The organism is Acuticoccus kandeliae (assembly GCF_003073115.1).
The window spans coordinates 121,013-133,515 of record NZ_QBBV01000004.1 but is presented as its reverse complement, the minus strand read 5'-3'; the positions used below and the strand labels follow the sequence as shown (position 1 = coordinate 133,515).

Annotated in this window: 9 protein-coding genes and 1 tRNA gene; 3 read left to right on the top strand and 7 right to left on the bottom strand. The window is 65.9% G+C overall.

Going from position 1 to position 12,503, the window contains the following annotated elements:
* Nucleotides 1-55: 55 nt before the first annotated feature.
* From DBV35_RS23940 to DBV35_RS23930, 3 genes are all read right to left on the bottom strand, one after another.
* Nucleotides 56-388 carry a hypothetical protein gene (locus DBV35_RS23940; protein WP_108662920.1) on the bottom strand — a complete coding sequence of 111 codons (333 nt, stop codon included), beginning with the start codon at nucleotides 386-388 and terminating at the stop codon, nucleotides 56-58.
* The gene (locus DBV35_RS23935; protein ID WP_157961939.1) at nucleotides 385-1,050 is read right to left on the bottom strand and encodes a hypothetical protein; all 666 of its coding nucleotides are present in this window, start codon (nucleotides 1,048-1,050) and stop codon (nucleotides 385-387) included. The genes DBV35_RS23940 and DBV35_RS23935 overlap by 4 nt, the downstream gene beginning before the upstream one ends.
* A 232-nt stretch (nucleotides 1,051-1,282) precedes the next feature.
* The gene (locus tag DBV35_RS23930) at nucleotides 1,283-1,912 is read right to left on the bottom strand and encodes a recombinase family protein (protein ID WP_108662918.1); all 630 of its coding nucleotides are present in this window, start codon (nucleotides 1,910-1,912) and stop codon (nucleotides 1,283-1,285) included.
* A gap of 922 nt (nucleotides 1,913-2,834) precedes the next feature.
* On the opposite strand from DBV35_RS23930, the gene DBV35_RS23925 reads away from it, so the two are divergent.
* Entirely contained in the window at nucleotides 2,835-3,134 is a 300-nt protein-coding gene (locus tag DBV35_RS23925) for a hypothetical protein (protein WP_157961938.1), read from the top strand.
* A gap of 4 nt (nucleotides 3,135-3,138) precedes the next feature.
* Nucleotides 3,139-3,963 (top strand): hypothetical protein, encoded by an 825-nt coding sequence (locus tag DBV35_RS23920; protein ID WP_108662916.1) that lies wholly within the window; start codon nucleotides 3,139-3,141, stop codon nucleotides 3,961-3,963.
* Nucleotides 3,964-3,983: 20 nt separating this feature from the next.
* Here the strand turns inward: DBV35_RS23920 and DBV35_RS23915 are convergent, their stop codons facing one another.
* From DBV35_RS23915 to DBV35_RS23905, 3 genes are all read right to left on the bottom strand, one after another.
* Nucleotides 3,984-5,594, bottom strand: coding sequence for a tyrosine-type recombinase/integrase (locus DBV35_RS23915; protein ID WP_170135027.1), 1,611 nt, complete (start codon nucleotides 5,592-5,594; stop codon nucleotides 3,984-3,986).
* A gap of 110 nt (nucleotides 5,595-5,704) precedes the next feature.
* Nucleotides 5,705-5,780, bottom strand: a tRNA-Phe gene (locus tag DBV35_RS23910).
* A 243-nt stretch (nucleotides 5,781-6,023) separates the two neighbouring features.
* A complete protein-coding gene (locus tag DBV35_RS23905) occupies nucleotides 6,024-8,552 on the bottom strand; it encodes a cation:proton antiporter (RefSeq protein WP_170135026.1) in 2,529 nt (842 codons plus the stop codon).
* Between the two features lie 627 nt (nucleotides 8,553-9,179).
* Between DBV35_RS23905 and DBV35_RS23900 the strand changes: the two genes are divergently transcribed.
* Entirely contained in the window at nucleotides 9,180-10,304 is a 1,125-nt protein-coding gene (locus DBV35_RS23900) for a type III PLP-dependent enzyme (RefSeq protein WP_108662913.1), read from the top strand.
* An 88-nt stretch (nucleotides 10,305-10,392) separates the two neighbouring features.
* Here DBV35_RS23900 and DBV35_RS23895 read toward each other — a convergent pair whose 3' ends face one another.
* A complete protein-coding gene (locus DBV35_RS23895) occupies nucleotides 10,393-12,420 on the bottom strand; it encodes a methyl-accepting chemotaxis protein (protein WP_108662912.1) in 2,028 nt (675 codons plus the stop codon).
* Between the last annotated feature and the right edge of the window lie 83 nt (nucleotides 12,421-12,503).

The window sequence follows — 12,503 nt, the reverse complement described above, 5'->3', positions numbered from 1 at the left end:
AGGAGTCTGGCGGACCTGCCTCACGCACGCGCGTGGATGTAGAAGTGTGGTGGGGCTACTCGGCCGCGTCGGGGCGAGGTCGGTAGCGCTCGACCTTGAAGCCCTTCGCTCCCTCGGAGAGAGACCGCTCGGCCCATCGGTTGAGAGGAGCGGCGTTGAAGCAGATCACTGTCCGCTCGCCTTCCTGGCGGACGAACTCGATCAGCGTCTCAGGCGGATAGCCGGTGCGGATCAGCTCACGGCAAAGCTTGGAGATTGAGTTGCGGCTCGCCTCCACACGAACGCCCGAACACTCGGTGATGTGGATAGGCCTGCCTGTCTCGTGCATGCGCTCGGAGAGGAAGGCGCGCAGGACCAGCGGTTCCTGCTCGATGGGCTCGCGCGTCATCGCAAGAGATCGAGGCCGGACGCGAGAGCGGCACTCTCGGCCTCCGCCAGCTCGTGCTTCTTGAGTTCAAGCTGGGCGAGGCGCATCCCAAGGACGCCGAACGTCTCGGCGAGCCATTGGCCGAGGACCGCCATGGCCTTCGGTGCGAAGTAGGGGTACCGGCGCTGGAAGGTCCCGTCAGCCGCGTGGTAGCGACCTTCCGAGACATCCCCCAGCTGCCGCACCATGCGGGCGAGCTGGAAGGTGAAGGCGCGATCCGACGCAAAGCGCCTGGGGTCGAACTCCTGGAGGATGACCACGGCTGCGGCCGTGTACATGACGTCCTCCCAGCGCTGCTCACTGTGGAGCTTGATGATCTCCTGGGCGGCCGTGAGTTCGTATCGGTTGTAGGGGCGGGACCGGGCCTTTCGCTCGCAGATCATCGCGTGATCCACGGTCTCGGCCCAACGGCGCCGCATGATGTTCCACGCTTCGTTGGACGGCGTGTTCGCGTGCTTCGCGGCGACGATGGCGAGGTAGGGCTTGAGGTCCTTCTTGAAGATGGGCGTCTGCAGGGGATGTCCGTGCTTCCGGTCGGCGTGGCGGTGCCGGTCGCACATGACGCCGTAGCCGTGAGCGGAGCCGGGGCAACCGCGCACACGGCATGGCTTAGGCGCAAGCATGGGCTTGGCCTCCTTTCTTCTCTGTGATGTCGGGGGTGGGGCGACGACTTGGTGGTATTGTCCTTGGTAGGGCAATTGCGCACCCCGTCCCCCCGGCAGGCGAATCCTCAGGATACCCGTGGGGTGCGTGGGAGACCCGTGGGTCCGAGGGCAAGAAAGCGAGGCTTGAGGGCGCCGATCATGGAAACGGTATCATGATACCGCTAAGGGCGAGAGACACACACGAACGCCCTCACGCCCAAGCGGCCAAAGCCCGCCCTGCAGCCCCCGGGTTCTCCTTGATCCGATAGACGGTCTGCCGCGACACTTTGGCCGCCCTCGCGACCTCTGCGGGTCCTCGGCCCTCCCCAAGGAGTGCGACGACCTGGTCGAGCTGCTCCCTGCTGAAGCTGGGCTTCCGACCCCGATACGCCCCCTTCGACCTCGCCAGCGCGATACCGGCCGCCTGGGCCTCCTTCATCGTCTCGGCCTGGGCCTCCGCCATCGCGGCCATGAACCCCAGGAGCGCGTCACGGACAGCCTTCGACATCGGGTCCTTGGCCGAGCCATCGAAGGACATGCCGTTGATCACGGTCCTGATGGTGACCCCACGATCCAGAAGCTCCCGCACGGTCGCGGTGACGTCGACATAGTTGCGCCCGAGCCTATCGAGCCAGCGCACGACGAGCGTGTCGCCCTCGCGAAGGAGATCGAACAGGCGTCGACCCTCCGGCCTCTCCTTGATGGGCACCGACACGCCCGAGAGGCCATGGTCGGCGATCACGTAGTCGAAGGCGAACCCTGAGGCCTCCGCTTGGGCCTGTTGGTGCTCCAAGGTCTGCTCGGTGGTCGAGACGCGGGCGTAGAGGATCGTCTTGGTCATGGCGGTGTCCGTAGAGGTGATGTCCGGGTGCTGAGGCGTCCGAAAGGGCGATATCGACCCTCACGGACGCGTTGGTGCTGTCTGGCTGAACGACCGTTGGCCTATGCCCTATCGGTCGCTGAGGGGTGGTGCATGGCAGCGTTTGCTCCCCGACGCGGCACGTCACGCCAAGGGGCGAAGCACCAGGGATCGATGTAGTTGCTGGCCAACTCCCCCACGAAAGGGATGCGGAGAAAGAGCGAGTACGGCTGAAGCTCGATCTCAACTCGATGATGTCCGCGGCCAATGGTGAGAAGCATAATGGGTGACCTCGTCAGGCTGATGGTGACGAGAGATCTATCTAGATACTCAAGTATAGAGACGCAATGTCGTTTTCTTATCAAGAATATACACCGATGCATCGCAATGCATGTGTGGATATATTCAAGTAGATGGCCCCACGGGGGAAATTTAGGTGCGAATGGTATCTAGATACCCACTCAGATTCGTGGCGCAAAACCACCGATAGTCCCCTGAGGGGCCGCTAAGGTGTCGAGGGGAGTGCTGGAGGGGCGTTGGGAGCCTGGCGGGAGCCTACGGACCAGAATGAGAGACGGCCCCATCTCTGACCTCGGAAACGCCCTATGTAAGGCGAAAATATGGTCTTCGGTATCGGTCTATGTGCAGAGTATTACTATTGATTTCGATCAGTTATCGGCAATCGATTTTCTAGAAATGATCTTCGGCATCGTGTCAGAAAGTTAACTTAGATCAACGGTTAGTTTGGAATAGATCTTAGAAAGAGCTTGACCAGTGATTCCGGGCGAACTCACAATCGGTCAATGTTAATGTATTTCTAAGTGGATCTTCGAATGTTCGAGGTGGCGCCTTTGGTGCGCATTGCGGCTGACATTCTCGTCGGTCACCCAGGTGCTTCGGTGCGATGACGCTGACGAAGCCAATGCTGGAAACGCTCCGGCCGTTCGCGACCTTCTGCGCTCAGCTGGAACGTCAAGGAAAAAACGGTACTTGGCTCGGAAGCGAACTGGACAACTACGAGACAGAGGTCGTGGTGCATGTCCCTCGGAGCGATGGACCTCCGCAGGCCCTTCCCGATGATCTGGCGATCATCTCGGTTCAGGTCGAGAAGGGCGTAGGCCAGGCGATGACCGAAATCACGATGGGCGACCTGCGCGCCCTGCGTAGGCTTGTAGCCGAGAACTCCGACAGGCGGGATCGGTAGGGGCATGGTGCATCTCTGGCTCCATGTTGGCTCACACAAGACCGGGACAACAAGCATACAGGCCACGTTCGATAAATCGCGTCGCGAGCTTCTCGATCTGGGCCTTAGCTATCCGGAGAACTATCTGGATATACACTATAAGATTCGGCATCGGATCGGGCACCACTACATTGCGCAGGCGCTGGGACGTGGTGAGCTTCAGCCTCATATCGACGCGATACGCCAGAATACGAGCGTCGGTGAAGTTATCCTGAGTACCGAGCGGTTTGACTACGTTACCCGTCGGCGCATTCGCGATCTGCCCGATATTTTTGGTGGCACATTCAGCGACGTCACAGTTCTGCTGTATGTACGTGAGGCTGTAAGTCTCTCAACTTCTCGCGGCCAGCAGATGATCAAGAGGGGTATTGGGACATACGCTGGTCTATCTGCCGATCCGCCTCTGTACGACTACAAGGAGGCTGTGGAGAAGTGGACGCACGTCTTCGGCAGGGAGAGCATTCGAGTCCGCCCCTTCTCGAAGGGCGCGCTTCTCAGGGGTGACGTCGTCGACGATATTCTTCATTGCATGGGCAGGGACGCGAGTAGCATCGGCCTAAATCGCAAGCGGCGAAACGACGGCATTTCCCTGCAAGCTGCTCTCGCAATCAGCGCGCGGAAGAATGAGGACCCAGGCTTCCAACCTCACGTGGACGGCCGGGATCTCTTCAAAATCCCGGGGGATGTTTTCCGCTTCCCAAAGGAGACTGAAGACCACATTCGGCAGCAGTCGGAACCAGGCATGCTCTGGCTCCGAGATGAGTACGGGATCGATTTTTCAACCGATTGAGCTGTCGATCCTGCAGCCGCCTAGTTGAGTTTGATTGGCGGCATAGCGTCGATCACCCGAGCCATTGCTGCGATGGTGTGGTCGCCATAGCGGTCGTGAACGTCGCGTCCTGCATGGCCGACGACTGCCCGAACCATGGCATCATCACAGCCAAGCTCGCGTGCGAGCGTCGTGAAGCGATGGCGCCAGGCGTGGAACGGCTGGACGTTCTCGTCCGGTACGACCTCCCGCATGATCCGTCTCAGGCGGTTCGTGAGGCCCTTGAGGGCGCCATGGGGGTCCGAGGGGTCTGGGGTGGTGAAGAGATGGCCTTCGCCGGCCGCGTTCACGAACTCGATGAAGCCGCGATCGACGATCTGCTGATGGAGGGGGACGAGCCGGGTCTGTCCCGACTTCACCGCGCCTGCGTCTGGGGTGATCCGGAGGACCCACCTCCCGGATTGCTGGAACACGTCCTCCTTGCGGAGCTGAGCAACCTCCCCAACGCGGGCGCCGGTGAAGGCGAGCAGCCATGGGACCCAACGTCGGGCGGCTGTCGTCTTGGGCTTCTCCGTCCCTGAGGGCGTGTGCGCGTCCGCGTTGGAAAGGATCGCCCGTACCTCGGGCTCGGTGAAGCCTTTGCTGCGGGTCTGATCTTTCTGAAGGCCGCGCCCACCTCGAAGGGAGATACCCTCAGCAGGGTTCGTAGGAAGGCGGTCGTTGGAGACGGCCCAGCCGAACACCGACTTGAGTGCGGCCAGGTCGTTGTCGCGTACCGTCTTGACGGAGATCCCCTGCGCCAGCCGGTGATCCTTGAAGGCGATCACGTCCGCTCGGGTCACCTTGGTTGCGTCCTCATGGCCAAGAAAGGACGCGAGGTGCTTGAAGGATGTCTGCCAGGCGCTGAGGGTGCTCAGAGATCCTCCTGCAGCTTTGGCTTCGATCCACCGACCGTCCACCAGCGCGCTGAAGGTTGCGTTCGCGGCCGTGGTTTGCCGCTTCTCTGGCGGTTCCTGTCTCGCTGGAAGGGTGGGGAAGCGGTCTGCGTCAGGATCGGGCCTGAAGTTGCCCTCGGCATGCCGCTGGAGCTGTTCCCCGAATTGCTCCATGGCCTTCGCCACGTCGGCTATGAGGAGCTGTCGCGAGGCTTCATCCACTATGAGACCGTGGCGAGCGAGGAGAAGGTCTGCCCACTCTCCGAAGCGATCCTCCATGGAACGGCGCCGCTTGGTATCTTCGCCGATCATGAACTCGGCCGCGCCGATCTCACCCGCCCGCGCGCTTGCGTTCACCTCGCTGATCCGCTGCCACAACTCGGCGTCTCCTGGGTCATCACCCGAGATGTCCATCCACTCGCGGTAGAGTTCGCCGGAGAGTGCCACGGCCTCGCGTCTGGTCAGGCGCTTCGGCCCTTGGCGCATCGCCTCCCACGTCTTGTCGAGGTGGGCGAGGGCGGCCGCTTCTCGGGCCTTCGCCTCCCTAGGGTCACGCGTGTCGAGGGAAAAGCCGATCTCGGTTGCCTTGGCGCCGATGACCTTCTGGACCGTCCGATCCCCTACGAGAACGGAGATCGTCTGCCCACGCGCCTTCTCGACGATGTCGCGAGGGATTCGTCGGCGGAACTGGAAGACGGAGGACTGCGGTCGCTTCATGGGTGACGGCATGCGGAGGGGCATGTGTGGGTACCTGTGTGTAGCAGGTAGTCCCCAAAAACTCCGCGGAAACCCTATCGATCAGGAAAAGTGGGCCATTCCAGGAAGAATGGTGCCCAGGGGCGGGATCGAACCACCGACACTGCGATTTTCAGTCGCATGCTCTACCAACTGAGCTACCTGGGCGCTGGCCTTGCGGCCTGCCGGCGACCGCCGAGGCGTTCGCCGAAACCGTCCCTGCCGAAGGCACGAACGGGTTTGTGCGGGCGAAGCCATGGGCCGTCGGCCGCGACGGCCACTCTCTTAGCAGCGGTTTTTCGCGATGGGAAGCCTCAAATCGGACCCGGCGCGGGCTGTGGATTGTCGCGGCGAAGATGAGGCGGCTTCGGGCCCGCTTCAGCGCCGTCGCGGCGCGAAAACGGCCCGCCTTCAGCCGAATGCGGCGGGGGGCGGGGCGGTCTCACGTGTGTCCTCGCCGCCGGCGGGGGGCGCGGTCTCGGCGTTCTCGCGCGAGGTCTTGCGCCGTTCCGCCGCGATCGCCTCGATCTGGCGGCGCAGCGTCTCGTTCTTGTCGATGAGGGTGCGGAAGGCGCGGCCCTGGAGGACGAGGAGCTCGCCGAAGCCGAGCATCGTCACGTGCGCGGTCCGCGGCGCGCCGGTGAAGGCGGCGAGCTCGCCGACGCACGTGCCGCGCCCGAGCGGGATGCGCGCCGTCCCCGTGTCCACCTCCACCGCGCCGGACGCGATGAAGAAGACCGTGTCGCCCCGCTCGCCGCGCGTGATGATGCGCTCCCCCGGCACCACGAAGCGCGTGCGCAGGACGCGCGCGATGTCGAGGAGCGTCTCGTCGGGGAGCGTCGCGAAGAGGGGCTGGCTCGCGACGAGGGCGCGCTTGTCGACGCTGAGGTCGAGGCGGAGGGCGCCGGCGAAGCGGCGGTTCGCGGCGGCGATCTCCTCGTTCAGCTGGCTCGAGATCTCGGCGCCGATGAGGCCCTCCTCGCGCAGCATCCGGTATTGGCGCTCCTCCTCCTGGAGGGCGATCCGCTCCAGGAAGCGCTGCTCGATGGCGGCGGCATAGTGCGGATATTGGAGTGCGAGCGCGTCGAGCGCCGCCTTCACCACGCGGGCGCGCTGGGTGAGGATGCGCCGGCACACCGAGGCGACACGCACGCCGAGAACGGGGGCGATGCGCTCGTCGCAGAATTCAGGCAGCTCGTTGAGGACGATGCGGCGCACGAGGAGCCTCTCGAACCGCTCCGCGAGCGCGGATGAGAGGGGGCCGCGCACGCCGAACCAGCGCTGGGCGAGGAGGGCCATGCGGAAGGAGAAGGGGAAGCGCACGACGCGCAGCGCGGACTGGTTGTAGCCGACGCGCCCGCTCGCGCGCGCCGCCTCGCGGATGCGCTGGGTCTCGCGGTTCAGCAGCTCGGCGATTCGCGGGCTGATGACCGCGTTCTCGCCGTGCCGCGTCAGCATCGAGCGCTCGGCCTGGGCGAGCACCACGAGGGCGAGGTCGAGCCGGGCGCGCGCCGACACGGGGACCGCGCCGTCGACGTGCGCGCTCTCGTCATAGGCGGTGAGGGCGGCGTTGGTGACCTCGGCGGCGATGCCGTAGCGCGTCGCGGTCTCGGTCAGCATGTTGCGCGCGGTGTTGGTCGCGAGCGCGCGGGCGCCGACGCCGAGGCTGCGGTCGAACGGGCTGAGGCGGTGAAGGCCGAGGAGGCGCGTCAGCGGGCGCAGCGTGAGGCCGTTCACGAGGATGGTGAAGAGGGTGAAGGCGGTCGCGAGGACGGCGACGAATTCCTGCGCGGAGGGTGAGATGCTCGCGTGCTCCTTCACCGAGAGGGCGAGGACGAGGGTCAGCGCACCGCGCAGGCCCCCCCACCACAGGAGCGTCTTGGCGCGATGGCCGATGTGCTGGGCGAGCGCCGCCTTCTGCAGGATCGGCAGGAAGCCCCACAGGACGAGGGCGCGCGCCCCGAACGCGGCGATGACGAGGACCACCACCGCGATGCCGACGGATGAATCGAAGCGCGACAGGAGCGTCGGCACCATGAAGGCGGAGAAGACGAAAACGAGCGAGTTGGACCAGAAGGCGAGCTGGTCCCAGATGCCGCTCACATGGCGCCAGGCGGCGGGGCCGCGGCCCGATTGAGCGCGCCCGGCGGTCACGAGGCCGGCCGCGACGACGGCCATGGCGCCCGAGATGCCGAGGAGCGATTCGCACACGATATAAGAGAGGTAGGCGAGGGCGACCGTGACGCTCGTCAGCGCCGCGGGGTGATGGCGGGTGAGGGCGATGACGCTCGACGCGCCGAAGCCCATCGCCGCGCCGACGACGAGCCCGCCGACGCCCGACACGAAGAAGACGACGAGCCCTTCTTGGAAGGAACCCGCGCCGGTGGAGGCGGCGGTGAGGAGGATCGTGAAGAGGGCGATCGCGGCGGCGTCGTTCCACAGGCTCTCCCCCTCGACGATGCGCACGAGGCGGGCCGGGGCGCCGACATCGCGGAAGATCGACAGGACCGCGAGCGGGTCGGTGGTGGAGACGATCGCGCCCAGAAGCAGGCAGATGACGAGCGGCTGCATCCCGAGCGGGGCGAGGGCGAAGCCGATCGCGAAGGTCGACACGCACACGGCGACGACGGCGAGGAGGAAGATCGGGGCCGCGTCGTCGAGCATGCGCCGCGCGTCGATGCGGAAGGCCGCGTCGAAGAGGAGCGGGGGGAGGAGCAGGAGCGTCAGCGTCTCGGCCGAGAGGGGGAGGTCGCGGAAGAGAATCGCGAGCGGGGCGAACGTGCCCCCTTCCGAGCCGAACAGCGCGAACGTGCCGGTGAGGATGCCGAGGCCCGCCAGCATGATGGATTGCGGCAGAGCCAGACGCGACACCGCAGCCTCCACCAGAGCGATGAAGACGAACAGAATGGCGACGGCGATCAGCACGAGCGGAAGCGACATGATGCTGATTTGCCGCAAATAGCGCGGTCCCGCCAGGGTCCATGCGTGGGACGAAAATTCGCTCGGAGAATTGCCCCAATGCCCTTGCAAAGGGCGGATCATTCCAGCATATACCCCTTGCCCAATTTCGCACGTGCCTGTGGTCGCGTGCCGGTCACGCAAAGGGTGGTGCCAGGTTTTCGTCTGGGCCGACCGATGCGGGGCATGACCGGTCTTCCGGATTGAACCGGACCCTGCGTGAGGTGGTTGGCGGCGAGGAGCCGCTGGTTGGCCTGACGCAGCGCGACTTGAAGCAACGACGTAGAGGGCTTCCTTGGTCTCTTCCGGCCGTCCAAAGGCCGGGGTCACTGAAGAGGCGACTACATCTTTGCCAGGCGTGCGGTGCGGGGCCTCTCCCAATCCAAAGCGCTAGCATCACGGGATGAAGACCGCGGGACCCATACCCGCGCCACCTTCGTCCAATCGCCCCGCCGATCGGTCTTTGCCGTTCGCGCGGAACGTGTGACGCGACGCGTCCCCGCCGAGAGTTGCGGGGGCCTTCGGTTCGGACGACGACGGTGCTCGCCTCCAACGCGAGTCCGCCGAATGCCGCGCCGACGCTGTAACTTGGAACTTGGGGTTACCGCGATGACTGACCGCATCCTTGATTTCCTCCGACGTACCCGTCCGGAAGGCCCTTGCCTCGTCGTCGACCTCGACGTCGTGCGCGACAACTATCTTCGCTTCGAGAAGGCGATGCCGGACAGCCGGATCTTCTACGCGGTTAAGGCCAATCCCGCGCCCGAGATCCTGTCGCTGCTCGCCAGCCTCGGCTCAAACTTCGACTGCGCCTCGGTGCAGGAGATCGACATGGCGCGCGCCGCTGGCGCCACGCCGGACCGCATTTCCTTCGGCAACACCATCAAGAAGGAGCGCGACGTCGCCGCTGCCTTCGAGCGCGGTGTGCGCCTCTTCGCGGTGGACTGCATCGCCGAGGTCGACAAGGTCGCCCGCCAGGCGCCGGGTGCGCGCGTGTTCTGCCGCATCCTGTGCGACGGCGAGGGCGCCGAGTGGGCACTGTCGCGCAAGTTCGGTTGCGAGCCTTCGATGGCGGTCGACGTTCTCGACCATGCCCATCGCTCGGGCCTCGTCGCCTACGGCGTCAGCTTCCATGTCGGTTCGCAGCAGAAGAACACCCAGGCGTGGGACAGCGCCCTTCAGTCGGCCGCCGAGATCTTCCGCATCATGTCGGACCGCGGCGTCGAGCTGAAGATGGTGAACCTCGGCGGTGGCTTCGCGACCCGCTACCTCGAGGACATTCCGGGCGAGGGCGACTACGGCAACGCGATCAACGAGTGCATCCGCGCCCATTTCGGCAACCGGATCCCCGAGACGATCATCGAGCCGGGCCGCGGCATGGTCGGCAATGCGGGCGTGATCAAGTCGGAAGTCATCCTGATTTCGCAGAAGTCCGAGGGTGACATCCGCTGGGTCTATCTCGACGTCGGCAAGTTCAACGGCCTCGCCGAGACGATGGACGAGGCGATCCGCTACCCGGTCATGACCCCGCGTCAGGGCGTGGAAGTGCCGTGCGTGCTCGCCGGCCCGACCTGCGACTCGGTGGACGTGATGTACGAGAAGAAGCCGTATCCGCTGCCGATCAACCTCGAGATCGGTGACGAGATCCTGATCGCCGGCACGGGCGCCTACACGACGACCTATGCCTCGGTCGCCTTCAACGGCTTCCCGCCGCTCCAGTCCTACGTCATCTGACGGGGGCGGAGCCCCACGTAAAAAAGGCCGTCCGCGAGAGCGGGCGGCCTTTTTCTTTTGCGCCGACCGGGGCGGGGCGGGGCGCGGGTCAGGCGGCCTTGCGGATGAAGGCGAGGAAGTTCTTCGCCCGCTCGCCGAGCTGACGGGCGGTCGCGTCGAGGTCGGTGGTCACGCGGCTCACCTCGTTCGCCGCCTCGCCAGTGCGGCCCGATGACACGTTCACGCTCTCGGAGAGCTCGCGCACCCGACCGGCGCGGTTCGCGACGCCGTGGATCGTGCGGGCGATCTCGCCGGTGGTGAGCTGCTGCTCGCTGATCGAGGCGGCGACGGACGTGCTCATCTCGTCGACATTGCGGATCGCGGTGCCGACCTTCTCCACCGCCTGGACGAGGGCGAGGCCGGCCGAGTTCACCCGCGTCACCTCCGCCGAGATCTCGGAGGTCGCGGTCGCCGCGCGCTCGGCGAGGCTCTTCACCTCGCTCGCCACCACCGCGAAGCCGCGCCCGGCCTCGCCCGCCCGGCTCGCCTCGATGGTGGCGTTAAGGGCCAACAGATTCGTCTGCTCCGCGACGTCGGCGATGAGGCCGACCACCTCGGAGATTCGGTGTCCCGCATCCTCAAGCGCCTTCGCCGAGCTCGACGCGCCCTCCGTGGTGGAGGTCGCCTCGCGTGCGACGCGGGCGTTCGCGGCGATTCGCTCGGCGACGTCGGCGAACGAGCCGTTCAGCTCCTCCACCGCCGCCGCGACCGTCTCGATCGCCTCGGAGGCCTCCATCGCGACGCTCGCCGCCTCGCCGCTGTTCAGCGTGCCGGTGGAGGCCGCTTCCTCCAGGATCCCGGTGCGCTCCTTCAGCGTCTTCAGCGAATCTTCCACGATGTGGAGGAGGGAGGAGACGTCGGTCTCGAACTGGGTCGCGGTCCGCTCCTGCTGCGTGGCGGAGACGATGGAGACGCGCGGGCCGGCATAGGAGCCGTCGAGGCTCTTGAGGGCGGTCGCGCGGAAGATCACCGTCTCGTCGCCGATGCGCACGGTCTGCGAGACCGGCAGGCGCGCGGGGTCGGTGACGGCCTGCGCGAACGCGGCGCTCTCGGGGAGGAGGGTGGCGAGGGGGGCGCCCTCCAGCGCCTCCGGCAGGCGCGGCTCGAAGCGCCGCAATCCCCCGATCATCGCCACCGCGGCGTCGTTCGCATAGTCGATGCGCAGCCCGTTGCCGGTGTCCGCGGTCACCACCGCGAGGTCCGACTGCTTGAGGGTCTGGGCCTGCTTGAACGCCGCCTCGGCCGATTCGGCGAGCGCCTTCAGCGCGCGCTGCATCGTGCCGATCTCGTCGCGCCTTGTGACGCGGACCTCCGGGATCTCGCCGCGCGCCAGCGTCTCGATCTGCTGCACCGCGCGGCGCATCGGGCGCAGGAGCCCGTAGCAGAGCGCCGCGCCGCCGATGGTCGCGACGAGGAGGAGGGCGGCATTGGCGAGGATCAGCTCGAACCGGAGCGCGCGGGTCTGCGCCACCAGCGCCTCGCCCTTCACGCCGACATAGAGGATCCCGGCGACGCCCGAGGCCGAGCGCGGCACGTCCGGGCTCGACGAGAAGATCGGCATGTAGAGCGTCTGGTAGGCCGTGCCGAGGATGGTCGCGGTACCGAGAAAGGCCTCGCCCCGCATGATCGGGCCATAGGCCGCGCTCGCCTCGCCGAGGAACGTGCCGACGGCGCGCGTGGCGTCCGGCTTGATGATGTTGGTGGTGCGGCGGACGAAATCGTTGCGGGCGGGGTCGTAGGCGAAGATCGTCGCGGTCTGCTGGGTGAAGTCGCCGACGCGATCGATGAAGGTGTGGTCCGCCCCTTCCGCTCCCGCGAAAGCCGGCCATTCTGTGACGCTCACACGGCGCACGTCACCCTCGGCATCCCGCTCGATGGCGACGCCGTCGGTCCGTTCGCTCAGGATCTCGGCCGCGATTCGCAGGCTTTGCTTCTGCTCTCCCAGCACCTCGCCGACGACGACCGAATCGATCTCGCGCAGCGCCATGTAGGTGAGGAGCGCGCCCATGACGAGCATGAACCCCGTCGTCAGCAGGGCGAGCTTCAGCCAGAGGGGGAGCTTCGAGACAATGAACATCAGGCCCTTCCTGTCGCGGCACGCGCTGGTCGTGCGTTCAGAAGGAAGGGCAAGGTGCTGGTGCGGGCCTTGCGGGGCGTGCG

Excerpts from the sequence above, each read along its gene's own strand:
- DBV35_RS23900 (WP_108662913.1), top strand. The coding sequence starts at position 9,180 with ATGACTGACCGCATCCTTGATTTCCTCCGACGTACCCGTCCGGAAGGC.
- DBV35_RS23920 (WP_108662916.1), top strand. The coding sequence starts at position 3,139 with ATGGTGCATCTCTGGCTCCATGTTGGCTCACACAAGACCGGGACAACA.
- DBV35_RS23930 (WP_108662918.1), bottom strand. The coding sequence starts at position 1,912 with ATGACCAAGACGATCCTCTACGCCCGCGTCTCGACCACCGAGCAGACC.
- DBV35_RS23915 (WP_170135027.1), bottom strand. The coding sequence starts at position 5,594 with ATGAAGCGACCGCAGTCCTCCGTCTTCCAGTTCCGCCGACGAATCCCT.
- DBV35_RS23935 (WP_157961939.1), bottom strand. The coding sequence starts at position 1,050 with ATGCTTGCGCCTAAGCCATGCCGTGTGCGCGGTTGCCCCGGCTCCGCT.
- DBV35_RS23905 (WP_170135026.1), bottom strand. The coding sequence starts at position 8,552 with ATGTCGCTTCCGCTCGTGCTGATCGCCGTCGCCATTCTGTTCGTCTTC.
- DBV35_RS23895 (WP_108662912.1), bottom strand. The coding sequence starts at position 12,420 with ATGTTCATTGTCTCGAAGCTCCCCCTCTGGCTGAAGCTCGCCCTGCTG.
- DBV35_RS23940 (WP_108662920.1), bottom strand. The coding sequence starts at position 388 with ATGACGCGCGAGCCCATCGAGCAGGAACCGCTGGTCCTGCGCGCCTTC.
- DBV35_RS23925 (WP_157961938.1), top strand. The coding sequence starts at position 2,835 with ATGACGCTGACGAAGCCAATGCTGGAAACGCTCCGGCCGTTCGCGACC.